The following is a 23,180-nucleotide window of genomic DNA, read 5'->3' on the forward strand; positions in this document are numbered from 1 at the left end:
CGGCTAACTGAGGTGGGCGGAGGCGTACTCGAGCGTCCGCAGGTAGGCGTCGGTGTCCTGGACGTGCGGAATGCCGTACCGCTCGCGCAGTTCGCGCAGGGACGTCGGCAGGATGCCTCCGCTGCACCGGGTCACCTCGCTGACGTCCCGCAGCACCGACAGGTAGGAGCGGGCTGGCGGCGGCAGTCGGCGCAGTTCCTCGGGGTCGAGGCGGTCGGGGTCGGTGACCGGGATCGGGCCAAGGGTGCGGCCGAGGCCGGCCGCGTGTTTGGCGCACACCTCGATGGCACGTTCCATGGTCATGGCCTCGTCGCCGTAGGTGACCCAGAACGCTCCCTCGTCGTCACCCAGTTCGACCGCGCGCAGCACGGCCTTGGCGAGCAGGTCCTGCGGCACGATGTCGATCCGGTTGCCCTGGTGGACCGGGATGAACGGAGCCCGGCCGCGGCAGATCCAATCGGACATCAGCTGCACGATCTGGCCGCGCGACGTCCAGCCGGTGGCCGAGTCGCCGATCAGATTGGTGGGGCGGAACACGGTGTGCTGGATGCCGCTGTCGCGCAGCAGCTGTTCGGAGCGCAGCTTGGAACGAACGTAGTTGGTGGTGACGTTGGTGTCGCTGAGCCGGTGCGGGGCGTCTTTGAAGAGCGCGGCCACGAAGGCGGTGCTCATGAAGTGGACGGTGGCGCCTGCGCGTTCGGCGAATTCGATCACTCGGCGGGTGCCGTCGATGTTGACTGGTTTGTACCGCTCGTCGGCCAGTCCCCACTCGGTCAGCCCGGCCGAGTGGATGACGGTGTCGACGTCGCGGGCCAGAGCCCGATAACTGTCCTCGTCGAGTCCGAAGCGCTCCTGTGCCAGATCAGCGCCGAGGATCTCGTCGGTGCCGGGCGGCAGGGCCGCGCCGCCGGGCCGGGCCATGGAGATGACCCGCAGCGGGCGGCCTGGCACCTCGCGCAGAACGGCCTGGCCGACGACGCCTGAGGCGCCGGTCAGCAGCACGGTGCGGCGCTGTCCGGTCATGGCCGGGACTCCTTCCACTCCATCAGGCGTGTAGTAGCGCGAGCGCCGATGTAGAGGAGCGGCTCCGGCGGAAAGCTGCGCTGCTTGCGGTGCTGGTCGTCGACGTACAGCAGCCGTGAGTACTCCGAGTCCTTGCCGAGGACAAGGTCGCGGAGCACTTTTCCGCCAGTGTGGGTGGCGGCGATGCCGTTGCCGTTGAAGCCGTAGCCGTAGAAGACGTTGGTGCCGGGGAGCCGGCCGAAGTGCGGGGCGTAGTCCCGGGTGACGTCGATCGTGCCGCCGTAGGCGTAGGTGAACTCCACGTCGCCCCACATGGGGAAGAACCGCTGGAACTCCTCGTGCAGCGCCCGGTAGGCACGCTGGTCGTTCATCCGCCGCCGGCGCATGTCGCGGCCCATGAAGTACAGGGCGGGCCCCCCCGCGAACATCAGCCGGTTGTCGGCGGTGAAACGCGCGCAGGTCAGGAACGTCTTGGCCTCTACCATGCCCTCGCGGCCGGCCCACTCGACCCGCCCGAGCTGCGCGTCGGTGAGGGGTTCGCTCACCATCGCGTAGCTCCAGATCGGCACGGTCCTGTTGCGGAACGGCGCGAACGTGAACTGGTGCGCGTTGGCCGCGATGATCACCTTGTCGGCCGTGATGCGGCCGCCGGGTGCGACGACGGTGGGTCGCGCCCCGGGCAGCACCTGCAGGACGGGCGTGTTCTCGTAGACGGTGACGCCGCGTTCCTTGACGACCCGCGCCAGACCCCGGACCAGCTTGAAGGGGTTGACCAGCGCGCCGCCGGTCCGCATGGCGCCCAGCACGGCGGGCGAGCTGATGACGGACTGGGCCTGCGCAGCGGAGAGGATGTCGGGCTGTTCCCGGCCGGCGATCCGAGAGGCCAGCTCCCGGTCTTCGCGCAGCCGGCGCAGCTGTGCCGCGTCGGTGGCGACCATCAGGTAGTCGTTGGCCTCGTACTCGGCGTCGATCTTGTTGCGGCGCAGGAACCTGCCGATCTCGAGGATGGACCGGCCGACGGCCTGCGAGGCCTCCAGGGCGCGGCGGGTGCCGAACTCCTGGACCAGGGCCTGGATGTCCTTTCCGATGGTCGGTGTGACGAACCCGTCGGCGCGGCCGGACGCCCCGTACCCGGAGTACTGGGACTCGACGACCCGGATGTCGAGCGCGGGCGCGGCCTCCTTGAGGAAGTGGGCGGCCCACAGTCCGGTGTATCCGCCGCCGACGACGGCGACATCGCAGTCCACGTTGGAGCGCAGCGCCGGTTCGGGGGTGACACCCTCGGTGTCGTGCCAGTAGACGACGTGCTTGCGTGTACCCACTAGCGCCCCTTTTCGAGCATGATCCTCGACAAGCCCAGGTGCCGGTTCTCGAAGTGCCGCACGCTCGCACCCAGGTACTTCTCGTAGTTGAGGACGTTCTGCTCGCCCGCGACCCGCACGGCGGACTCGCGGTTCTCGCGCAGCCGGCGCAACCACTCGGCGCAGGTGCGCGCGTAGTGGTCCGGGTCGTTGCGCAGCGACACCACGTCGAAGAGCTTCTCGGACGACTCGACGACCTCGGAGAGCGCAGGGATCTCCGACTCGGGGAAGATCGTCTCGATGATGAACATCAGCTCACGCACGGTGGCCTTGTCCATCACGGTGTTGTTGCCCTTGACGTTGGTCTGCATGGCGATCCGGCCGCGCGGCGGGAGCCAGGCGTAGCAGCGCTCGAAGAACTCCCGGTACGCGGCGATCCGTTCGGAGCGGGACAGCCCCGGGGCGGCGAAGTGCTCGAAGGCGCCGATGGAGATGACGGCGTCGTACCCCTCGTCGGGCTGGTGGTCCCGCCAGTTCTCGACCCGGATCTCGGTACCCGGCAGCGCCGCCGCGCACACCAGCTCGGCCTGGCTGTCGCTGAGGGTGAGGCCGACGGCGCGTTCGACGCCGTAGATCCCGGTCAGTCGCTTCAGCAGGCTTCCCCAGCCGCATCCGACGTCCAGCACCCGTCGGGCACCGGCCGCCCTGGCCCCCTCGATGAGGTAGTCCAGCTTGCGGGCCTGGGCGCTCTCCAGGGTCTCCGGGACGCCGGGCAGGGCGGCCGCGGAGTCGTCCCACAGGGCGCAGGTGTAGGTGAGGGAGGCGTCCAGCCACAGGGCGTAGAAGTCGTTGGACACGTCGTAGTGGTGTCTGATCGCCTCGGCGGTGGCCCCTCGGTAGGAGGTGGCGGTCATGCTGGGGTACCGGCGGACTTGGTGGTCCCCACGAGCTTGACCAGGTCCCCGACGGTCTTGACGTTGGCCGCCTGGCTCGGGTCGAGCTCGATCTCCGCGTCGTCCTCGATGGTGTAGACGATGTCGGCGATCTGGAGGCTCGACAGGCCGACGGAGTCGAAGGCCGTGTTCTCGTCCAGGGTCAGGCCCGCGGCCTTGCTGCCGAGCTTCTTCTCGATGAGGGAGCAGACAGTGGCAACGGTGATCACGGCGTTTCCTTTCGTTCGTCCATATGCCGGGAACCTAAGGTCGCGACCCGGCCGAACACATGGCAGCCGGACATGACAGATCCCTGCCATGCCGGCCGTGGGGGCCCTGGCAGATCCACGTCACTTGTCCCGGGCGGGCGCTCCTTTTTGAATGACGGCACCACCGTCTGACGAAGGGCGGCCTCATGAGAAATTCACCGCGCCTAGTAGATTTCATCGTTGACTTTCTGCACCGGCAGGGAGTCAGCCATGTGTTCGGAGTCGGCGGCGCGAATATCGAGGACCTGTATGACGCGCTGCACCATGCGCAGGTCGGCCCGCTCGGTGTGGTGGCCAAACACGAGTACTCCGCCGCCACCATGGCGGACGGATATCACCGGGCCTCGCAGCGCGTACCGGTGATCGCCTCCACCTCGGGCGCCGGCGCGATGAATCTGGTGCCCGGGATCGCCGAACTCAGGGCGTCCTACGTACCGGCCCTCGTCCTGATCGGGCAGCCGCCGGCCAGGCTGGACGGCCACGGTTCGTTCCAGGAGACCAGCGGTCTGGCCGGATCGATCGACGCCACACGGATGTTCACCGAGCTGGCCGTGCACTGCGTACGCGTGCGGGAACCGGAGCGGATCGTCCACGAGTTGCCGAGGGCCCTCGCGGCGGCGACGGACCCGGCGGCACCCGGACCGGCAGTGCTCCTGCTGCCCAAGGACGTGCAGCAGGCCGTGCTCTCGTCCGGTGCGTCGCCGAGCGTGGCCCGGGAGCCGGTCGGGCTGCCGCTCTCCGAGACCGCCGACCGTGCCCGGGCGGCGGGGCTGCTGCGGGCGGCGCGCGGAAAGGGCGGTGTGGTGGTGATCGCCGGTGAGGCGGTCGCCCGGTCCGACGCCAGGCCCCAACTGGCCCGGCTGGTCCGGGCGCTGGACGCGCGGGTCGCCGTCGCCCCGGACGCCAAAGACGTCTTCGACCCGCGCGACCCGCGTCACCTGGGCGTGACCGGGGTGATGGGCATGGACGAGGTGGAGGAGGAGCTGGAGCGGGCGTCCGCCGTGCTGCTGGCGGGGACGCGGCTGCCCCAGATGGCCGGGGTCGGCCTGCACGAGCACCTCAAGGGCGTACCAGTGGTCTGCGTCGACCCCCGGGAGCCGTTCCTCGACACGCGGGAGGAGCTCGTCAGGCTCACCGGCCCCGTGGCCGCCGAACTGGACCTGCTGCGCCGCGCCCTGTCCGGTGCGGAACCCGGCCCCGGCCCCGGCCTGGGGCGGGCAGCAACCGCCGACCCCCTACCGTCGGCGTCCACCCCGCTGGACATGCGGACATCCGTCCTGACCGTCGCGGCGGCGCTCCCCGAGGGGGCGAACGTCGCGGCCGACGCGGGCAACGCGGGCGCCAGCGCCATCCACCACGTCGACGTGCCCGTCGACGGCCGGTTCATCGCCGCCCTCGGCATGGGCGGCATGGGGCACAGCTTCGGGGCGGGGATCGGCGCGGCGTTCGCGACCGGCCGGCGCACTTGTGTCATCGCCGGCGACGGGGCGTTCTTCATGCACGGCATGGAGCTGCACACCGCCGTCGAGCACGGGCTGCCCGTCACCTTCGTCGTGCTCAACAACAACGCGCACGCGATGTGCGCCACCCGGGAGCAGTTGTTCTTCTCCGGGGACTACACGTTCAACGTCTTCCGCCCGGCCCGGATCGGCGACGGTGTTGCCGCCATGTTCCCCGGCCTGGCCGCGACGACGGTCCGCACCGTCGGAGAGCTGACAGCGGCCCTGGACCGCGCCCACGCCACCACGTCGCCCGCGCTGATCTGCGTGGACCTCGACCCCACCGAAATGCCGCCGTTCCGGCCCTTCCACCAGCAGGCGCTGGCCACCGGCCGCGGACGGCCCGTCTCAGAAGGAGCAGTACCAGGATGACCACCTCCATCAGCCAGCCGACCCCCCTGCCCGGCTATGTCGCCCCCGACCCCATCCCGGCCGGCGTCAAAGACGTCCCCGGCCTGTTGCGCTGGGAGACCACGCCGCGCGAGGAGGCCATGGCCCTCGCCGGACAGCTGACGAGGGAGAGCTTCACTTACGACGAGGTGTACGGGCAGTTCGTCACCGTCCACCAGTACATCGACGCGCCGCCGCAGGCGGTCTACGAGTACCTCACCGACGTCCGCAACCTGAACGAGTACACGTACAGCACCCGGGACTTCGCGCCGACCGACGTTCCCGGCGTCTACCAGGGCCGGGACGTCCTCCTCGACGACCAGACCAAGATATTCATGCGGATCGACGGCGACCCGAACGCCCTGACCGTGGACATGCGGTGCGCCTGGGACCAGGGCCAGGAACTGTGGATGAACTACCTCCACCGGATCGTCCCGGCAGAGATCGTCCTCAACAAGCCCGGCTCGGTCGTCATCTGGACCAACTGCCGCCACCCCTACTACGACAAGAACCCGCACCCGGAGCTGGCGTCCACCCCCGAGCGCCCCTGGGTCGGCGACATGTGGCCGCTGTTCTACGCGGGCCACCAGGTGGAAATCGACAACCTGAAGAAGATCCTCGAGCACCGGCACGGAAGCCCCTCCGCATGAGGCCGGTCAGCCTGCTCGAACTCGCCTCCTACCTGCCGGGCGAGCCCGTCGGCACCGAGTACTTCCTGCGGTACCAGGAGCAGGACGCCGCGCTCACCGACCACACCATGTTCAAGGCGCCGAACTCCCGCCATCAGGTCTCCCGAGACGAGACGCCCACCGACATGATGGAGAAGGCGGCGCACACCCTGGCCGAGCGCATCGGCCAGGACGCGCTGCGCGGCGTGGACGTGGTGATCACCAACTCGCTGCTGCCGGAGGTGCCGTTCACCGGCGCCGGCGCCGAGGTCGCCCACCGGCTCGGCATCCGGGCCGACTGGGTTCTCGACGCGCACAACGGCGGCTGTGCCTCCTTCGTTCACCTGCTGCGGCTGGCACGGGTCCTCATCGGCACCGGCCAGGCAACGTCCGCCCTGCTGTTCAACGTGCAGAACTGCGCGGGCCCCGTGATGACCCAGCCCGACGTGCGCCGACTCCCCGAGGCGGTGATCCCCGGGGACGGCTGCGCAGCCGCGTTCGTGGCCGCGTCCGACGAGTCGCCGGTGCTGGGCGTGCAGGTCGCCAACCGCGGCGAGTACACCCGGGACTGCGGTCTCACCCTCAGCGACGGCCGCAAGTACTGGGAGGCGGGCACCAGCCAGATGCACGTCGGGTTCACCCCCGGCAAGGTCAAGGACATCGTCGAGCGCGGCAACCAGCTGGTGCCCGAGGTGGTCCTGGGCCTGTGCGAACAACTGGGCCTCAAGACCGACGACCTCGACGCGCTGATCACCAACCAGCCCAACCGGATGTTCCTGGAGCAGTGGCGGCAGCGCCTGTCCATCGGTCCCGACCGGCACCTGGACACCTTCGACCGCTTCGGGAACCTCTTCGGCGCGGCCGTCCCCATCACCCTGGACCACGGCATCCGCGAGGGCCGGATCAAGGACGGCAACCTGCTGATGCTGGCGGGCTTCGCCCACGCGGGCGACTTCGCGGGGGCGGCGGCGGTGCGCTGGCGGGCCGGGAGTGCCCGGGCGTGACGGCCCGCCCCGGCGGCCTGCCGCGGGCACCTGCGGACCACGGCGGCGGGACCGGGCCCCCGGCCGGTGCCGTCGTCGAAGCACGCAACTCACCTGCGAGAGAGGAGAGTTCATGCCCCACCCCCGAGCTGTCGTGATCGGTGCGGGAATCGGTGGTCTGACGGCCGCGCTGGGACTGCACAGACGCGGCTGGCACGTCACGGTCCTGGAGCGCGCCCCCGCCCTCGCCCCCGTCGGCGCCGCGCTCACCCTGGCACCCAACGCACAGCGCGCGCTGGCGGCGCTCGCGCTCGGCGAGGAGATCAGCCGGCTCTCCGCCTGGGAGGGCGACGGTCTGCTACGCGATCCCCAGGGCCGGCCACTGGCCAGGACGACCAGTGCGTCCGTCGTCGCCCGGTTCGGCGGACCGCTGGTCGTCCTGCGCCGCAGCGACCTGGTCGGCCTCATCGTCGGCCGCCTGCCCCACGGCAGCGTCCGTACCGGCGAGGCCGCGACCCTCACCGGCGCCGGAGGCAGCGGGCACCCGGCCACCGTGTCCACGGCGGAGCAGCAGTACGAGGCGGACCTTGTCGTCTGTGCCGACGGCGTCAACTCGGCGTGCCGTCGCTTCCTCTTCCCCAGCACCCGGGCCCGACGTACGGCGGCTGGACGGTATGGCGGTTCCTCGCCCCTACGCCGCCCCGCTTCGTCCCGCACGAGACCTGGGGCCCCGGCCAGGTGTGGGGCACCCTGATCCGCGACCCGGAGAGCGTCTTCATCTACGCCTGCGCCTTCACCGAGCGCGGCGGACGCTCACCGGACGGGGAGAAGAACGAGCTGCGGCGCCGGTTCGGCCAATGGCACCACCCCGTGCCCGCCGTGCTCGACTCGATCGAGGCGAAGGACGTCCTGCGCCACGACGTGTTCCATATGGCCCAGCCCCTGGAGCACTTCCAGCGCGGCCGGGCCGTCCTCCTCGGCGACGCGGCGCACGCCATGGTGCCGACCCTCGGCCAGGGCGCCAACATGGCGATCGAGGACAGCGTCGTCCTCGCCCACCACGCGGCGCCGAGCACCGACCCGACGGCCGCGCTCGCCCGCTACGACGAGCAGCGCCGCCCCCGTACGACGGCCCTCATCCGCCGTGCGGAGCGCGCCTCCCGGCTGATGGCCCTGCGTTCCCCGGCCGCGCTGGCCCTGCGTGACGGCGCGATCCAGGCCATGTCGAAGATCGTCCCCGCGCTGCTGCTGCGCGGCTTCGACGGCGTCGCGGACTGGCATCCCCCGGCCGTTCCCCAAGGCTCCCCGGCCGCGTGACACCCACGCCGCCGGGTGACACCGGGCGGCGCATCCGCCGCCCGGCTGTTCCCCCCACCGACCTTCGAGGGAAGAAACCTTTGTCCATGCGTCAGAACTTCACGACCATCGCCGCCACCGCCTGTCTCCTGCTGGGCGGCGTGGCGGCCGCCACGGCGCCGGCCGCCGCTGTGGAAGCGGCCGCCGCGCAGACGGTCACGGCCACCTACGACTGCGGAGCGTTCGGCGTCACCGACCTGACGATCGAGGCGGAAGCCGACAACGGTGTCGGCTCGGTCCGGATCTCCACCAGCGGCGGCCTCGCCCCTGTAGACCTCCCCGCCGACTCCATCACGGCCACGCTCAGCCTCGAGCGCGCGACCGGCGGCACCGTCGCCTTCAGCGGCACCGCCAACGAGGCCGCCGGGGCGGGCGAGCCGGTCGTCATCGGCCCGCTGACCGGTGCCGTGTCGGCGGGCGAAAGCTTCGACTCGTACATCCCGGCCGCCGGGTCGGGCGAGGTCTCCCTCAGTCTGAACGTGCTCGGCATGTCCAACACCTGCAACGCCGTGACGAAGCAGAACCCGGGCCCGATCGTCTTCTGACCCCGGACCGCTTGTCATCCACGGGCCCGGCCGCCGTGCCGGGCGGCCGGGCCCGTGGAGCCATGGACCGTGACCGGCAGGGCGCACGCGGCCGGCCGGGCCAGCGCCGCCAGGCACGCCGCACCCGCGGCGACGTCCGACACCTCCCAGGGCTCGGGCCCCCGCAGGGTACGGCGCACCACGACCGCGCGCTCCAGGCCGGGCCGAACCTCGACCTCCGCCAGGTCGGTGCCGAGCCCCACGCCCCAGCCCTTGACCACGGCCTCCTTGCGCACCCAGCAGCGCGTCAGCCTGTCGTCCCGCTCCCCGCCCTCCGGAGCGGCGGCCACCTCGGCGCGCTCCGCGGGGCTCAGACAGCGCCGCACCACCGCCGGCACCTCGTGCGGGCCGCGCACCTCGATGTCGACGCCCACCGGCACACCGGGCGAGAGCGCGAGCATCCACCACCGGCCCGACCGGGACACCCCGACCCGCCACTCGGTGGCGGGACGCCGCACGCGCGGCGGCCCGTGCCCGGCGTCACCGCAGCCCGGGCACGCCTCGTTGCCCCAGACGACGTCGCTCGGCACCACCTTCAGCCACGCCGCGACGGTCCGCCGGATCGCGGCCCGCGCGCCCGCGTAGCGTGCGCCCACGACCGGGTCCCGGAACGCCGCCAGGCGCCGCAGCTCCCCCTCGTCCAGCACGGCGAGGTCCGGGGCCGCCGCAATGTCCGGCACCTCGCCGGTCCAGACGTGGATGCCCCGCCGACGCCCGCTCACGGGGTGTTCCTCTGCACGGCGCGGACGACGTGCACCCGCGAGGCGCAGTCGAGCTTCTGCATCACGACACGCAGGTGGTTGGTCACTGTCCACTCCGAGATACCCAGACGCCGGGCGATCTGCCGGTTGGTGAGCCCCTCGGCCACCAGCAAGGCGATCTCGTACTGCCGCGGTGTCAACTCGTACGGCAGGGCCTGTGCACCCGTGCGGGCCGGTGGCTCCGCGGCGGGCGGCGGCGCGAGGAGGGCGGCTGCCAACGCGTCGCACAGCGAGATCTGCTCGGCGTCGCTGCGCAGCCGGCGTAGCAGGGCGGCATCTACGTTCCGCACGAGCCGCTCGGTGAGTACGTCCACGGTGGCCCTGTCGTCCGTGACGGTGCCGTACCGCAGCCGGATCGCCTCCGCGTAGGCCAGTAACCGCACCGCCGTGTAGCGCCGCTCCTCGTCGCCGCCCCCGCCGAGGGAGGTGACGGCCATGCTCTCCAGTGCCTCGGCCACCTGCTCCGGGTCCCCTGTTCCCATGAGCAGCCGCACCGCCTCCCGGGCGCTCTCGTACGCGTCCTGGTGCCGCCCGAGCACCCGCCGCACCCGGGCGAGCGCGGTGAGGAGGGAGGCCCGGAGGGCGGCGGGGGCCCCTCCGTTGGGGACATGCGCGTTGTCGGCCAGGTCCTGCAGGGCCTTCAACAGCGGCTGCTCGGCGTCCGGGTCGCCGTGGTCGGCCGCGAGGAGGGACTGGGCACGGCGGGCCACCGCGGCGGAATGACGGTCCACCCAGGTGCCGGGGCGCCGGACGGCCGAGTCGAGCAGGACGGCCGCGGCAGCCGACTCGCCGCGGCGGCGCAACAGTTCCCCGGTGAAGGCCGCTACCCGGACCTGCGCCGCGGAGGACTCTCCCGCGGCGGCGGCCGCCAGGTCGAGCACCCGCTCCGCCCGCCGGTGGTCCCCGTGCCCGAGCGCCCACCGCACCACTGCGACCAGTGCCTCGACGGCGACCGGACGCTGCGCCTCGACGGCGTCGGCGGCATCCGCCGCGGCCCCCGTTCCGGCGTCGTCGGCCGTCCAGGCGAGGGCGGTCCGCTCGATCGTGTCCGCGGCCTCCGGGGCGAGCCGGTGTCGCAGAAGGGGCCCCTCCAGCGCGGTCAGCAGCCGCAGTACGCCGATGTGGTCTTCGCGCGTGGACAGGTGGCGGGTGGCCTTGAGGATGTCGGGCAGGCGGGGCGCGACGAGTTGGAGCACCTGGTCGACGGGGCGGCCCGCGTGCAGGGCGGTCGCCATGGTGTCGGCGAACGCGGCCCAGTGGGCGGCGTGCCGGTCCAGGACACCGCCCAGCTCCCGGGTGTCCCGGGCCAGTTCCGCGCGGTAGTGGCAGCGAGCCATGTGCGTGAGCCGGAACTCGGGGCCGCCGACTCTGCCGGGCGTGCTCAGCAGCAGGCTCTTGTGCACCAGTGACTCGATCCCGGCGACCGCGTCGGCGTGGTCGCGGCCGGTCATCCCCCGCACCGCCGCCAGGTCGACGTACGTCTCGAACACGGACAGGTCCCGCAGGAGCGCCCGGTCGCTGTCGCTCAGCACGTCGGCGGCCCACGTCAGCGCGCTGGAGAGGCTCCGGTGCCGCTCGGGTGTGTCGCGCGGCCGGTTCCTTCCGGGCAACTCGCCGCGGGTCAGGCGCTCCAGCAGGGCGCGGGGGCCCTCCATGCCGACGGCCTCCGCGACCATCTCGATGGCGAGGGGAATCCCGTCCAGCATCCGGCAGATGTCCGCCACGGCGAGGCCCGTCAGCCGGTTCTCGGCCGGGGCACCGTAGTACGGGCGCACACTGTCGGCGTAGATCGCTTCGGCGGGTGAGCCCTCGCCGGTCGGCAGGGGGCCGACGGGCAGGATCCGCTCGGCCCGGATGTCCAGCGGGACACGGCTGGTCAGCAGTATCCGTAACAGCGGGCAGGCTCGGAGCAGCTCGGAGACGTCCAGGGCGATGTCCGTAACCGCCCGGTCGCCGTTGTCCAGGACCAGCAACAGCCGCGTCACCCCCACGCGTTCGGCGGCCTCGCGCGCGGTACGGACGCCGAGCTGGGCCCAGACCGCCCCGCCGTCCTCCGCGTCGGCGAGGTCCGCCCACACCAGGGCCAGGTCGTGGGTGCGGGCCCGAGTACTCACGGCGGCGTGCGCCAAGTGGCTCTTGCCCACGCCCGCTGGTCCGGTGAGGGTGAGTTCGCGGGCCTGCCCGTGGTCCAGCCACCTCTGAATCAGGACCAGTTCGCGCTCACGGCCGCGCAGCTCACCGAAGCCGAGGTCTTCGGGCTCGTGCGTACGGGGCAGGGCGGCGAGGGCCTGCCGTTCAGTGACAAGCATGCGGGTATGCCTCCCTGATCACGATCCGGCTTCTTCTCTGGCATTTTCGTGAGGCCGTGCCACCACTAGGACGGTACGGCGATGACGTACCGGGCCACGACCGCAGCCAACTGGCGCAGCAGCTCATCCGCGTGGGAGCGGATGAAGAAGTGCCCGCCGGGCATCGTCCGCAGCTCGCTGCCTCTGCCGCCGTGGGCCCGCCACGCGGCCATCTTGGGTAAGGGCACGAGATCGTCGTCCACACCGGTGAACAGGTGGAGCGGCACTCTCAGCGGCTCGACGTCCGCCGGGTCGGTCCAGCCCGAGCAGAGCCGGAGATCGTCACGTACGAGCGGCATGTAGGCCGCGCGGAACCGGGGCCGCCGGGCCAATTCCCAGGAGATGCCGCCCAGTTCGGCCAGACGGGTGGCGAGCGTCTCGTCGTCGGCGTCCGGGTCCATGATCCGGTTCGGCGGGACGTGCGGCGCGCGGTGCGAGCTCAGCACGAGCGCGCGCGGCAGCGGAGCGCCCCGCCGTTGCCGGGCCAGTGTGAGGGCGTGCGCGATGAACGCGCCCATGCTGTGCCCGTAGAGGACGTACGGCTGGCAGAACGCGTCGTCCAGTTGCTCGTCCAGGTCGGCGACGAGGGCGTCGAGGTCAGTGAACCTCGGTTCGTGGGCCCGCTCCTCACGGCCGGGCAACCGGATCGGCAGGACCCGCACCCCGGCGTCGAGGGTGTCGAGCCGCTCCTGCCAGGAGGCGTAGAGGGAGGCCCCGCCGCCGGCACAGGGCAGACAGAAGAGGTCCAGCCCTGCTCCCGCGCGGGGTTCCGGTGACGTGGGCAGCGATTCCGGCGGCTGCGTCCGGTGCGGCGTGCTCGGCAGATACAGCGTCATCACTGACGTGACCCGCGCGCCTCAGACCAACTGCCGGGCGGCGGCCGCGAGGTCGTAGTACAGCGTCGCGCCGACCAGCAACTCGCCGTCGAACTGCGAGAGCACCGCCACGGGCAGTTCCATCCGCTTGCCCTGGTTGGGGATGTCCTGCCAGTCGGCGGCCTGGGTACCGCTGAAGCGGCCCTCCACGATGACCGCGTCGGCCGTGTGGTGGATCGACCTCAGCTCGTGCGCCAGGTCAGGGAAGGCGGCGAGCATGCCGTCGAAGTGACGGCGGATCACGTCGTCGCCGACCAGGGGCTGTCCCTCGAAGGGGACGATGCGACTCACACTCGTGCCGGGCCCGCCCCCCGACACCATACCGACGGCGTACCTGATGACCACGTCCTCGCGCCGCTTCCGCAGGCCGACGCAGGTCCCCCGCTGATCGATTTTCATCCCCGTGTGTCTCCCCCGTCGAGGCTGGAATGGAACCCAGCCGTGCACGCAACAATCCAAACCGTCCTCAGGTAGGGGCGTCCCTCCAGGGGGACGGCCGAATGTGCTGCCCCAGCGCCATCTGAAGCTGTCCCCCGGGAGCGCCGTGGACCGGAGCCCACCGTCTCGCCGTTCTGCGCACGATTGAACGCGGGGGCCTCCATTCAAGCAACAGCATTCTTGACCTTGGCTTGAAATACTCAATGCCCGCGAGGCTCGAAATGTCTGCCGGACGGCCACGGCCGGGATTCCGGATGCCCTCACAGTACGTACCATTGGACCTTTGTCTGCGGACACAACGCGTCTCAGCATGCGTTCCGCTTGTATCGATCTACCAGCGGGCCCGTACACGACTACACCTCACCCCGCCGCCTTTTTGACCAGATCCGAACAGACATGAACAGTAAGGACCACCAGGGACTACACCCTCCGCCCAAAACGGTCGTGTCCCAGGACGTGGTGTATGGGATCAAGCACTACGCGTTCCGGTTCGAGGCCCGTGCCGAACTGTGCGGAGGGCGGCAGCCCACGAAGCGTGCCGGTAGGGCGCGTTGGACACCCGATCGGGCGGGGCTACCGTCCCTGGCCTGCGGATTCCGTGACTTGATCCCCTACACCACCTGGCGGGACGCCATCCCCAAAACCGACCGACCAGCTCACCGATCCCCGCTGCGACATGCGGCGGGAGATGGCGTCCTGCCAGGTGCGGTAGGTGAGGTTCCCCCGTCATGCGGGAGGTGCTGATCAGCTGGTCAGCAGGGGTTGATGGGTGTTCAGATTCGTTGGTTCGGCCGTCCTGCTGGGTGTGTCAGTTTTAACGGCTGATCTTGGTTGTTGAGTGGTCAGTTGTTGCTCGGGGTCAGTCGGCCCTCGAAGGCGATTGAATAGGCGTTCAGGGGTGCCTTCCAGCGCATGGTCCACCGCTTGCGGCCCTTCCCCGTCGGGTCCAGGCTCATCAGCGCCATGTAGACGCACTTGAGGGCGGCCCAAACCCGACCTACGCATTACGATGCACAGGCGGACAGTGCCCGATTTGCCGAGATTCCAAGGTCAACGAAAACAAGAAACCCCAGGTCAAAGGCTTGACCTGGAGGTTCACCATGGAGCCGCCTTCGGGATTCGAACCCGAGACCTACGCATTACCAGACCGTGAGCGTTCGTGTTGCGTGGTGCCTGGCCGTGCTGCTGAGTGACGTTCTACCTGATCAGAACATCTACGGCTGGCTGGCCTGTGTTGCCTCGTATGACGTCGTCCAAAGGCGTCCGGCCACCGGCTGGCCACCGAAGCAGGCGCCGCTGGCGACCAAGAACTGAACCACCGGGGTTGTTGGATTCCCACAGGTAGGAGCAGCGGGCGGCCTTTTCGAGGGCGTTGGTGGGCGGTTGCTGCGTGCTGCGGTCTTCACAGTGATCAGCGCGGTACTGGCGACGGTCGGCCACCACGGCGTCCGAGGACCCGGTGCCGTGGTTGCGGCTGGCCGCGAACGACGGCAGCCGTATTCCTGATCGCAGTCCCAGCGGCAGGGCGCGTGCGACGGCCGCCTTGCCGTGCTGATACAGCGCGCCGAGACAGTCTGCTTCTCACGAAGGCCCTCGCCAGACTGCCCGCGGTCGCGCCGGCGGAGCGACAAAGCTGATCACTGCCGCTCCCGCACCACCTCAGGCTGTCGTACGCCTGTGACAAAGTGGCTCGGCGCGAACCGCGGACGGCGTCGGCCCCGTGGCACCATGCGCCTCATGAAGGCAGCGTACATAGAGGGGTTCGGGCCGGCGGACGCCATTCGGTTCGGTGAACTCCCCCCGCCCTTAGAGGGCCCGACGGACGTGCTGGTCGACGTCATCGCCACAACGGTCAATCCGGTGGACACATTCGTCCGCTCCGGTGCATGGCGGACCCCGGTGACCTTCCCGTTCGTCATCGGCCGTGACGTGGTCGGCACGGTCTCCGCCACCGGCGCGGGCGTGGCCGGCTTCGCCGTGGGGGACGTCGTGTGGTGCAACAGCCTCGGCCACGGCGGACGGCAGGGGGCGGCGGCGGAGCGGGTGGTGGTGCCGGTCGACCGGCTCTACCACCTGCCGGGCCCGGTCTCCCCGACGGACGCTGCGGCCGTGCTGCACCCGGCGGCCACGGCGTATCTCGGACTGTTCACCCACGGCGCGCTGCGCACTGGGGAGACCGTCCTGGTCGTCGGGGCCGCCGGGAACGTGGGCAGTGCGGCGGTCGTGCTCGCCGCCGAAGCCGGCGCGCGGGTGATGGCCACCGCCCGCTCCCACGACGAGGAGCACTGCCGCGGCCTCGGGGCGGAAGGGTTCGCCGACTATCGCGAGCCCGAACTCATCGACCGCTGCCGGGAATTCGCCCCCCACGGGTTCGACCTCGTCGTCGACGCGGCTGGCTGGAACGACCTGGACACCGCGGTCGGCCTCCTCGCATTCCGCGGCCGTGTCATGGTACTCGCCGGCCTCCGGTCACGCCCCGTTCTTCCCGTGGGCCCGCTCTACCTCAAGGACGGATCCGTCACCGGTTTCGTCATCTCTCGCGCCACGACCTCCGAACTCGCGGAAGCCGCGCACGCCCTGAACCGGCTTCTGGCGCAGGGGCGTCTGCGGTCCCGTGCGGTCGAGGAAGCACCGCTGAGTGCCGCGGCCGAGGTCCACGCCCGTCTGGAGCGGGGTCAACTGCACGGAAAGCGTGTCCTCCTGCGCCCGGACTTCGACGCCTGAATCGATCGTCACGGCACGACAGGTGCTCAGCCCCGGCCAGCCCTGCCGCGCCCGAACCCACCCAGCCGCGCACCCACCGCAGCGGCGCTTCGACGCACCCGCGCACCGGCCGACGCGTCGACTCAACCCAGACGGCACCGACTTGACGGACCCGCAAGGCGTCCGTTGACCGCGTTACACGCCACTGGCGACGCTTCGGGCCATGACTGACAGCGAACTCAGGAACACCCCGCCGGAGAACACCCCGCTCGACACCCCCCTCTTCCAGGTCAGCGCCGAAGCGCACGTCACCGTATCGCCGGACGAGGTGTACGTCACGGTCAGCGACCTGCCACGCAGCGGCGAGTGGAGTGTGGAGTGCAGTGGCGGGCAGTGGATCTCCGGCACTCCCGCAACCGTGGGCGCGGTCTTCCGCGGCGAGAACCACCGACCCGAGGATGTGGTCGCCTGGGCGCCCGTCGTACGCGGTGAGTGGACCACCGAGTCCGAGGTCGTCGAGGCCGAGCCGGGCCGCATCTTCCGCTGGGCGATCCGTGACCGCGCCGGACGGCGGCAGGAGAGCGTCTGGTCGTTCGAGATGCGCGCCGCGGACCACGGCTGTGTCCTGGTGCACCACTTCTGGATGGGCAGGCCCACCGAAGGCATCCGCGGCATCACCGCCCACATGGACGCGGCGGAGAAGCGGACGTTCTTCAGCGACTGGTCGGCCAAGCTCACGGCGGACATGACGGCGACCGTCCAGCGGATCAAGCAGGTCATCGAGAAGAACTGACCTGCCCCCTGACCCGGTCCCCTCGTAGGCCCGTGCCTCCGCGCGTACCCGTACGCACTCCGAAACGAACTGCGAACCGAACCCTGACTCTCCGCAGCAACCGGCGGGAAGGCGGACAGATGCTGTTGCAGCGCATAGGAAACCGTGGAATCCGGCTGGGGACGCTATTCGAGCGCGCCGCGTCCCGGCATCCAGCGAACGTGCTGATCCTGGACCACGGCCTGGACCTGGCGCCGGACCTCGGCCGCCGGGCCACCGTGGCGGAGCTGGCGGAGCTGGTGGCCGAACAGGCCTCGCGGCTCTGGGCGGCGAAGGTCCGGCCCGGCGAACGGGTCGTGGTCCACAAGTCCAACAGCTTCGACATCACCCTGCTCGCCTGTGCGATCAGCCGCATCGGCGCGGTGCCCGTGCTGCTCTCGCCCCAGCTCGACGGCGACACAGTGGCCGAACTGATACGCCGCGCGGACCGGCCCCACCTCATCACCGACCAGGCCACACTGGACGAATCGCTGCCCGAGACGGTCTTCGACCTGGCCGAGGACGTTCTGCTCACCTCCGGCCACCATGGCCGTGCCGTGGAACTGGAGGACTTCGCCGGCGTCCGGCGGGTCGCTCCGGTGACCATGCCCGCCGACCAACCGACCCTGATCACCCACACGTCCGGCACCACCGGCATCCCCAAGCTGGCGGTGCACACGGGGCTGACCCTGCAGGCCCGTTACCGCCCGCAGCGGCTGGCGATCGAACCGGTCGTCCGGAGGCGGGAAACCATCGCGATGCACGTCTCGTTCGTCCACTCGCGGCTGTTCACCGCCTTGGCCATCTCGCTGCTGAAGGGCTTCCCGATCGTCGTGCTGTCCGACTCGGACCCGGTGCGGGTGGCCGACCTCTTCGCCCGGGTCCGCCCGGGAATCCTTGAGGCGCATCCCAACACCTTCATGCGCTGGGAGAGCCTGGCGGACGACCCGCGCGGGCCACTGGCGGGCGTCAAGCTGTTCAGCAGCACGTTCGACGCCATCCATCCGCGTACCGTGCACCGGCTGCTGCACGCCTCGCGCCGCAGGGCACCGCTGTTCGGGCAGCTCTACGGGCAGAGCGAGGTGGGTCCCACGGTGGTGCGCGCCTTCACCCGGCGGCGCGCTCCGGAGGCGGACGGACGCTGCGTGGGCAGGCCCTTCCCCGGCATGACCGACGTCCGGGTGGTCAGCCGCGACGGGCGGCCCCCCTCGGAATCCAACCCTGGCTACATCGAGGTGCGCAGCGACGGACGGATCAAGACCTATCTGGGCGAGCCGGAGCGCTACGCCCAGCAGCTCAGCGACGGGTGGTGGCGGATGGGGGACGTCGGCTACCGGAGCAAGTGGGGGTGTCTGCACCTGCTCGACCGCGAAGTCGACCTGATCCCCGGGTTCGGCAGCACGCTCGCCGTGGAGGACGCCCTGTTCGCGCGGCTGGACGAACTCGCCGAAGTGATCATCATCCCCGGCGCGGACGGCGCCGCCGTTCCCGTGGTGTGCACCAAGGACGACAAGCCCCTCGACCGGGACGCGTGGTCCAGGGCGGTCGCCGGGCTGCCCGCGATGGCGGAGCCGGTGCAGCGGCGCCTGACGGAGCTGCCGCAGACCGCCACCACGAAGATCAAACGACTCGAACTCGCGAAGCGGCTGACCGCCGCCGGTTCGGGCGAGTAGGGGGCGGCATGGCGAAGTTGGTCATTGTCGGTGGCGGTATCGGCGGCCTGGCGGCGGCCCTCGCCCTCGCCCGGCGCGGGCATCGCGCCGTGGTGCTGGAGCGAGCCGACGAGTTCTCGGAGATCGGCGCGGGCATCCAGCTGGCGCCGAACGGGCTCCACGCCCTCGACCGTCTCGGTCTCGGTGGCGCCGTATGCGTCCGCGCGGTGCACATCGACGAACTGAGGTTCATGGACGGCGTGACCGGTGCGCACGTGGCGAGCATGCCGCTCACCGGTGCCTACCGACGCCGGTTCGGCAATCCGTACGTCGTGGTCCACCGCGGCGAGCTGCACCGGCTGCTCCTGGAAGCCTGCCGCCACCGGTCGGAGGCGATCGACCTGCGCGCCGGCAGCCGGGCCACCGGCTACCGCCAGGACGGCTTTGGCGCGACCGTGCTCCTGGACGGCGGAGAGCGGGTCACGGGGGACGCGGTGATCGGCGCCGACGGCATCCACTCGGCGATCCGGCGGCAGCTCGTCGGTGACGGCGCACCGCGCGTCGCGGGCATCACCGTGTACCGCACGGTCATCCCGATGGAGCGCGTCCCCGAGGAGCTGCGGTGGAACGCCGTGACCTGGTGGGCCGGACCGGGCCGCCATTTCGTGCACTACGCCATCGCCGGTGGCCGGTACCTCAATCTCGCCCCGAGCGTCGAGAACGGAGTCACCGAGCCGTTCGCCGCGGTCCCCGTGGACCGGGAGCGGGTGCGCGACACGTTCGCCTCCCTGGCCCCGGTGGCACAGCGGCTCCTGGCCCTGGGCGAGGACTGGAAGTCCTGGGCGCTGGTCGACCGGGACCCGGTGGACCGCTGGACCGACGGGCGGGTGACGCTGCTCGGCGACGCGGCACACCCGATGCTGCACTACGCCGCCCAAGGGGCCTGCCAGGCCCTGGAGGACGCGGTCGTCCTCGGCGACCTGCTCGACGACGAGGCGGAGACGGTCCCTGACCGGTTGGAGAAGTACAACGCCGAACGGCGCGACCGCACCGCCCGGATCACCCACGCCGCCCGGGCGAGCACCCGGCTGTGGCATCCGGCCGGAGCAGAAGCGAAAGCGAGGAACGAGATGTTGTCGGCCCTGTCCGGCACGGACCTGCACGACCACGTGGCCTGGATGCACGGAACGCGTGCGTTCGGCGCCGCCGGAGCCCGGCGATGAGCGGCGGACACCTGGCCGTGTGCCTCGTGGGCGCCGGCCCGCGCGGGCTGTGCCTCCTGGAACGGCTGTGCGCGGTCGAGCGGAAGGCGCCGTCCCACGAGTCCGTCACCGTGCACGTCGTCGACCCGGCCCCGCCAGGCGCGGGTGCCGTCTGGCGCACCGACCAGTCCCGCCACCTGCTCACCAACACCGTGGCGTCCCAGATCACCGTGTTCACCGACGCGGACACACGGATCGAGGGACCGATCGAACCCGGTCCCAGCCTCCACGAGTGGGCGGCCCGGCTGGCCCGCACCGGGGATCCGGCAGGGTACGACGAGGCCGTACTCGACGAGGCCCGGGCCCTGGGACCGGACTCCTATCCCACGCGCGCCCTCTACGGCCACTATCTGCGGGACTGTTTCCGCCAGGTGGTCGCGCGGGCTCCGGCGCACCTCACCGTCACCGTGCACCGTTCACGCGCCGTCGCGATGGCGGACACCCACGGAGTCCCCGGCGGGCCACAGGGCGTCCGGCTGGCGGACGGGACCAGGATCCACGGCCTGGACGCCGTGGTCCTGGCCCAGGGCCACCTCCCCGCACAGCTGACGTCACGTCAGGAACGGACGGCCAGCCTGGCCCGCATCCACCACCTCACCTACGTCCCGCCCGCCAATCCCGCCGATGTGGACACGGGCCGCGTCGAGCCGGGCGAGCCGGTGCTGCTGCGCGGTCTGGGCCTGAACTTCTTCGACTACATGGCGCTGTTCACGGCCGGGCGGGGCGGCGTCTTCGACAGCATCGGGGACCGGCTGGTCTACCGGCCCTCCGGCCGCGAGCCGCGGCTCTACGCCAGCTCCCGTCGTGGCGTGCCCTACCACGCGCGCGGGGAGAACGAGAAGGGCGCCTTCGGCAGACACACCCCGCGCCTGCTCACCCCCGAGGTGATCGCCGCCCTGCGCGACCGGTCCCGGCACGGCGAGCGGGTGCGCTTCCAGGCCGATGTGTGGCCGCTGATCGCCGCGGAGGTGGAAGGCGTCTACTACGGCACACTGCTGGCCTCGCGTGGAGCCGAGTCCGAAGAGTTCGTACGCCGCTGTCTGTCCGCGTCGCCGGGTCAGCGGGCGGCACTCCTGGACGGCCACGGCATCGCCCCCGCCGACCGCTGGGACTGGGAGCGCCTGTCCCGGCCCTGCCACGGGCGCACCTTCACCGACCGGAAGGACTTCCGCGACTGGCTGCTCGCGTACCTGGCGCGCGACGTGCGGGAGGCGCGGGCGGGAAACGTCAGCGGCCCGCTCAAGGCGGCGCTGGACGTCCTGCGGGACCTGCGCAACGAGATCCGCCTCCTGGTCGAGCACGGTGGCCTCGATGGCGGCTCGCACCTCGACGAGTTGGAGGGCTGGTACACCCCGCTCAACGCGTTCCTCTCCATCGGCCCCCCGGTCTCCCGGACCGAGGAGATGATCGCGCTGATCGAGGCGGGGATCCTGGAACTCACGGGCCCCGGCACACAGATCCGCGTCGACACCGAGCGACCCGCCTTCGTCGCCTGGTCGGCCGTCGTGCCCGGCCCGCCCGTACGGTCCCGGTATCTGATCGAGGCCCGCCTGCCTCTGCCCGACATACGGCGCACCGCCGACCCGCTGCTGCGCCATCTGCTCCTCACCGAGCAGTGCCGCCCCTATCGCGTCGAGGGTGAGTGCGGCATCCGTCACGAGACGGGCGGTCTGGCCGTCACCGAGCGGCCGTGCCGGGTCGTCGACGGGCAGGGCCGGCCGCACCCGCGCCGGTTCGCCTACGGCGTGCCGACCGAGTCGGTGCACTGGGTCACCGCGGCCGGGGTCCGTCCGGGCGTGGACTCGGTGACGCTGGGCGACGCCGACGCGATCGCCCGTGCCGTCCTCGCCCTGGGCCCTGCCCGGCAGGCGTCCACGCTCCCGGCCATGACCGGGAGCGGCCGGTTCACGGGGGTGATCGTGTGAGCGGCATCCTTGTCGACGCGGGACTCCTCTCACCGGTGCGCGCGGGAACCCCCGTGGAGGCGGCCGTGTGCGACACGGCTTGGCTGCAGGCCATGCTGGACGCGGAGGCCGCGCTGGCCCGGGCGCAGGCCCGGCTCGGGGTGGTCCCGCCCCCCGCGGCCGAGGCGATCACCCGGGCGGCCCGTGCCGAGCGGCTCGACGTGCGGGCGCTCGCCCTCGCGGCGCGGGAGACCGCCAACCCCGTGGTGGGACTGGTGGCGGCACTCAAAGAGGCGGTGCGGTCCCTGGACCTGGAGGCCGCCGAGTACGTGCACCGGGGCTCCACCAGCCAGGACGTCTTCGACACGGGGGCCATGCTGGTCGCGCGACGCGCGCTGGGGCCGATCCGGGCGGATCTGCACACCACCGCCGACGCGCTGGCCCGCCTGGCGGCCGAGTACCGGGACACCCCGATGGCGGGCCGCACGCTGGCGCTGCACGCGACACCCACGACCTTCGGCCTGAAGGCGGCGGGCTGGCGCCTGCTCGTGCTGGACGCCGCCCAACGACTCGGCACGGTGGACGCGGCTCTGCCCGTGTCGCTCGGCGGAGCGGCGGGCACCCTGGCCGGCTATCTCGCCGCCGCCGCCCTCACCGGGACGGCGGCCGCCGCGTATCCGGACCGGCTGATCGCGGCCTTCGCCGAGGAGACCGGGCTGGCCCGGCCGGTACTGCCCTGGCATGCGCTGCGCTCCCCGGTGGCCGATCTCGCCTCGGCCCTGGCGTTCACCGCCGGGGCGCTGGGCAAGATGGCCGTCGATGTGCAGTCGCTGGTCCGCACCGAGGTCGGCGAGGTCGCCGAACCCACCGCGCCCGGCCGGGGCAGGTCCTCGGCCATGCCCCACAAGCGCAATCCGGTGCTGGCCACGCTGCTGCGCAGCGCGGCGATCCAGGTCCCGCCGATCGCCTCGATCCTGACGCAGTGTCTGGTGTCCGAGGACGAGCGGTCGGCGGGCGGCTGGCACGCGGAATGGCAGCCGCTCCGGGAGTGCCTGCGTCTGACCGGGGGCGCTGCCCACACCGCCGTACAGCTCGCGGAGGGGCTGCGGGTACGGCCCGAGCGGATGCGGGAGAACCTGGCGCTGACCGGGTCCCGGGTCAGCGCCGAGCGGATTGTCTCCGTGCTCGCGCCCCGCTGGGGCGGCGAGGCCGCCAGGAAGCTGCTCGACGATGCGTCGCAGGAGGCCGAGGAGACGGGGCGCTCACTGGCTGAGGTGTTGCGGGACGTACCCGACCTCGGCCTGGACACGGCCGAGCTGGCGGATCTCTGTGATCCGGCCGGCTACACCGGTGCCGCCGGCCCACTCGTCGACCGCGCGCTGCGCGCCCGCCCCTGACCCGCGGCCCCACGGCCGTACACA

Annotated in this window: 20 protein-coding genes and 1 pseudogene; 12 read left to right on the top strand and 9 right to left on the bottom strand. The window is 71.5% G+C overall.

Features of this window, described 5'->3' with window-relative positions:
- Nucleotides 1-3: 3 nt before the first annotated feature.
- From WBG99_RS15180 to WBG99_RS15195, 4 genes are read right to left on the bottom strand one after another with little or no spacing between them, the layout of a single operon-like run.
- Nucleotides 4-1,023, bottom strand: a complete 1,020-nt coding sequence (locus tag WBG99_RS15180) for an SDR family oxidoreductase (protein ID WP_338896823.1) — start codon at nucleotides 1,021-1,023, stop codon at nucleotides 4-6.
- On the bottom strand, nucleotides 1,020-2,345 hold the full coding sequence (locus tag WBG99_RS15185; RefSeq protein WP_338896824.1) for an FAD-binding oxidoreductase: 1,326 nt from the start codon (nucleotides 2,343-2,345) through the stop codon (nucleotides 1,020-1,022). The genes WBG99_RS15180 and WBG99_RS15185 overlap by 4 nt, the downstream gene beginning before the upstream one ends.
- Nucleotides 2,345-3,238: a cyclopropane-fatty-acyl-phospholipid synthase family protein gene (locus tag WBG99_RS15190; protein WP_338896825.1), complete on the bottom strand. Its 894-nt coding sequence runs from the start codon at nucleotides 3,236-3,238 to the stop codon at nucleotides 2,345-2,347. The genes WBG99_RS15185 and WBG99_RS15190 overlap by 1 nt, the downstream gene beginning before the upstream one ends.
- The gene (locus WBG99_RS15195) at nucleotides 3,235-3,486 is read right to left on the bottom strand and encodes an acyl carrier protein (RefSeq protein WP_338896826.1); all 252 of its coding nucleotides are present in this window, start codon (nucleotides 3,484-3,486) and stop codon (nucleotides 3,235-3,237) included. Before WBG99_RS15195 ends, WBG99_RS15190 begins: the two co-directional genes overlap by 4 nt.
- A gap of 185 nt (nucleotides 3,487-3,671) precedes the next feature.
- On the opposite strand from WBG99_RS15195, the gene WBG99_RS15200 reads away from it, so the two are divergent.
- From WBG99_RS15200 to WBG99_RS15225, 6 genes are all read left to right on the top strand, one after another.
- On the top strand, nucleotides 3,672-5,396 hold the full coding sequence (locus WBG99_RS15200) for a thiamine pyrophosphate-binding protein (protein WP_338896827.1): 1,725 nt from the start codon (nucleotides 3,672-3,674) through the stop codon (nucleotides 5,394-5,396).
- A complete protein-coding gene (locus WBG99_RS15205) occupies nucleotides 5,393-6,064 on the top strand; it encodes an SRPBCC family protein (protein ID WP_338896828.1) in 672 nt (223 codons plus the stop codon). The genes WBG99_RS15200 and WBG99_RS15205 overlap by 4 nt, the downstream gene beginning before the upstream one ends.
- Complete coding sequence (locus WBG99_RS15210; protein WP_338896829.1) at nucleotides 6,061-7,086, top strand: 3-oxoacyl-[acyl-carrier-protein] synthase III C-terminal domain-containing protein; 1,026 nt, start codon at nucleotides 6,061-6,063, stop codon at nucleotides 7,084-7,086. Before WBG99_RS15205 ends, WBG99_RS15210 begins: the two co-directional genes overlap by 4 nt.
- A 112-nt stretch (nucleotides 7,087-7,198) precedes the next feature.
- On the top strand, nucleotides 7,199-7,819 hold the full coding sequence (locus WBG99_RS15215) for an FAD-dependent oxidoreductase (protein WP_338896830.1): 621 nt from the start codon (nucleotides 7,199-7,201) through the stop codon (nucleotides 7,817-7,819).
- Nucleotides 7,804-8,382, top strand: coding sequence for an FAD-dependent monooxygenase (locus WBG99_RS15220; RefSeq protein ID WP_338896831.1), 579 nt, complete (start codon nucleotides 7,804-7,806; stop codon nucleotides 8,380-8,382). Before WBG99_RS15215 ends, WBG99_RS15220 begins: the two co-directional genes overlap by 16 nt.
- 86 nt (nucleotides 8,383-8,468) lie before the next feature.
- Nucleotides 8,469-8,966, top strand: a complete 498-nt coding sequence (locus WBG99_RS15225; protein ID WP_338896832.1) for a hypothetical protein — start codon at nucleotides 8,469-8,471, stop codon at nucleotides 8,964-8,966.
- Between the two features lie 14 nt (nucleotides 8,967-8,980).
- On the opposite strand, the gene WBG99_RS15230 is transcribed toward WBG99_RS15225, so the two are convergent.
- The 5 genes and pseudogenes from WBG99_RS15230 to WBG99_RS15250 all read right to left on the bottom strand — a co-directional run.
- Nucleotides 8,981-9,727: a 4'-phosphopantetheinyl transferase superfamily protein gene (locus tag WBG99_RS15230; RefSeq protein ID WP_338896833.1), complete on the bottom strand. Its 747-nt coding sequence runs from the start codon at nucleotides 9,725-9,727 to the stop codon at nucleotides 8,981-8,983.
- Nucleotides 9,724-12,075, bottom strand: coding sequence for a LuxR C-terminal-related transcriptional regulator (locus WBG99_RS15235; RefSeq protein ID WP_338896834.1), 2,352 nt, complete (start codon nucleotides 12,073-12,075; stop codon nucleotides 9,724-9,726). The genes WBG99_RS15230 and WBG99_RS15235 overlap by 4 nt, the downstream gene beginning before the upstream one ends.
- Nucleotides 12,076-12,140: 65 nt before the next feature.
- The gene (locus WBG99_RS15240; protein WP_338896835.1) at nucleotides 12,141-12,950 is read right to left on the bottom strand and encodes an alpha/beta fold hydrolase; all 810 of its coding nucleotides are present in this window, start codon (nucleotides 12,948-12,950) and stop codon (nucleotides 12,141-12,143) included.
- A 21-nt stretch (nucleotides 12,951-12,971) separates the two neighbouring features.
- Nucleotides 12,972-13,388 (bottom strand): ester cyclase, encoded by a 417-nt coding sequence (locus WBG99_RS15245; RefSeq protein ID WP_338896836.1) that lies wholly within the window; start codon nucleotides 13,386-13,388, stop codon nucleotides 12,972-12,974.
- A gap of 881 nt (nucleotides 13,389-14,269) precedes the next feature.
- Nucleotides 14,270-14,413 (bottom strand): annotated as a pseudogene (locus tag WBG99_RS15250) (IS256 family transposase); the annotation flags it as partial.
- A 751-nt stretch (nucleotides 14,414-15,164) separates the two neighbouring features.
- Between WBG99_RS15250 and WBG99_RS15255 the strand changes: the two are divergent.
- The 6 genes from WBG99_RS15255 (at nucleotide 15,165) to pcaB (ending at nucleotide 23,156) form a co-directional block, all read left to right on the top strand.
- Nucleotides 15,165-16,151 (top strand): NADPH:quinone reductase, encoded by a 987-nt coding sequence (locus WBG99_RS15255; protein WP_338896837.1) that lies wholly within the window; start codon nucleotides 15,165-15,167, stop codon nucleotides 16,149-16,151.
- Between the two features lie 202 nt (nucleotides 16,152-16,353).
- Entirely contained in the window at nucleotides 16,354-16,923 is a 570-nt protein-coding gene (locus WBG99_RS15260; RefSeq protein WP_338896838.1) for an SRPBCC family protein, read from the top strand.
- Between the two features lie 119 nt (nucleotides 16,924-17,042).
- On the top strand, nucleotides 17,043-18,614 hold the full coding sequence (locus tag WBG99_RS15265; protein WP_338896839.1) for an AMP-binding protein: 1,572 nt from the start codon (nucleotides 17,043-17,045) through the stop codon (nucleotides 18,612-18,614).
- A gap of 8 nt (nucleotides 18,615-18,622) precedes the next feature.
- Nucleotides 18,623-19,816: an FAD-dependent oxidoreductase gene (locus WBG99_RS15270; RefSeq protein WP_338896840.1), complete on the top strand. Its 1,194-nt coding sequence runs from the start codon at nucleotides 18,623-18,625 to the stop codon at nucleotides 19,814-19,816.
- A complete protein-coding gene (locus WBG99_RS15275; RefSeq protein ID WP_338896841.1) occupies nucleotides 19,813-21,780 on the top strand; it encodes an FAD/NAD(P)-binding protein in 1,968 nt (655 codons plus the stop codon). The genes WBG99_RS15270 and WBG99_RS15275 overlap by 4 nt, the downstream gene beginning before the upstream one ends.
- The gene (pcaB, locus tag WBG99_RS15280) at nucleotides 21,777-23,156 is read left to right on the top strand and encodes a 3-carboxy-cis,cis-muconate cycloisomerase (protein ID WP_338896842.1); all 1,380 of its coding nucleotides are present in this window, start codon (nucleotides 21,777-21,779) and stop codon (nucleotides 23,154-23,156) included. Before WBG99_RS15275 ends, pcaB begins: the two co-directional genes overlap by 4 nt.
- The last annotated feature ends 24 nt before the right edge of the window (nucleotides 23,157-23,180 follow it).

Source organism: Streptomyces sp. TG1A-60 (assembly GCF_037201975.1).
Classification (GTDB): Bacteria; Actinomycetota; Actinomycetes; order Streptomycetales; family Streptomycetaceae; genus Streptomyces.

Excerpts from the sequence above, each read along its gene's own strand:
- WBG99_RS15225 (WP_338896832.1), top strand. The coding sequence starts at position 8,469 with ATGCGTCAGAACTTCACGACCATCGCCGCCACCGCCTGTCTCCTGCTG.
- WBG99_RS15205 (WP_338896828.1), top strand. The coding sequence starts at position 5,393 with ATGACCACCTCCATCAGCCAGCCGACCCCCCTGCCCGGCTATGTCGCC.
- WBG99_RS15260 (WP_338896838.1), top strand. The coding sequence starts at position 16,354 with ATGACTGACAGCGAACTCAGGAACACCCCGCCGGAGAACACCCCGCTC.
- WBG99_RS15240 (WP_338896835.1), bottom strand. The coding sequence starts at position 12,950 with ATGACGCTGTATCTGCCGAGCACGCCGCACCGGACGCAGCCGCCGGAA.
- WBG99_RS15210 (WP_338896829.1), top strand. The coding sequence starts at position 6,061 with ATGAGGCCGGTCAGCCTGCTCGAACTCGCCTCCTACCTGCCGGGCGAG.
- WBG99_RS15180 (WP_338896823.1), bottom strand. The coding sequence starts at position 1,023 with ATGACCGGACAGCGCCGCACCGTGCTGCTGACCGGCGCCTCAGGCGTC.
- WBG99_RS15200 (WP_338896827.1), top strand. The coding sequence starts at position 3,672 with ATGAGAAATTCACCGCGCCTAGTAGATTTCATCGTTGACTTTCTGCAC.
- WBG99_RS15265 (WP_338896839.1), top strand. The coding sequence starts at position 17,043 with ATGCTGTTGCAGCGCATAGGAAACCGTGGAATCCGGCTGGGGACGCTA.
- WBG99_RS15255 (WP_338896837.1), top strand. The coding sequence starts at position 15,165 with ATGAAGGCAGCGTACATAGAGGGGTTCGGGCCGGCGGACGCCATTCGG.
- WBG99_RS15275 (WP_338896841.1), top strand. The coding sequence starts at position 19,813 with ATGAGCGGCGGACACCTGGCCGTGTGCCTCGTGGGCGCCGGCCCGCGC.
- WBG99_RS15270 (WP_338896840.1), top strand. The coding sequence starts at position 18,623 with ATGGCGAAGTTGGTCATTGTCGGTGGCGGTATCGGCGGCCTGGCGGCG.
- WBG99_RS15215 (WP_338896830.1), top strand. The coding sequence starts at position 7,199 with ATGCCCCACCCCCGAGCTGTCGTGATCGGTGCGGGAATCGGTGGTCTG.
- WBG99_RS15245 (WP_338896836.1), bottom strand. The coding sequence starts at position 13,388 with ATGAAAATCGATCAGCGGGGGACCTGCGTCGGCCTGCGGAAGCGGCGC.
- WBG99_RS15190 (WP_338896825.1), bottom strand. The coding sequence starts at position 3,238 with ATGACCGCCACCTCCTACCGAGGGGCCACCGCCGAGGCGATCAGACAC.
- WBG99_RS15235 (WP_338896834.1), bottom strand. The coding sequence starts at position 12,075 with ATGCTTGTCACTGAACGGCAGGCCCTCGCCGCCCTGCCCCGTACGCAC.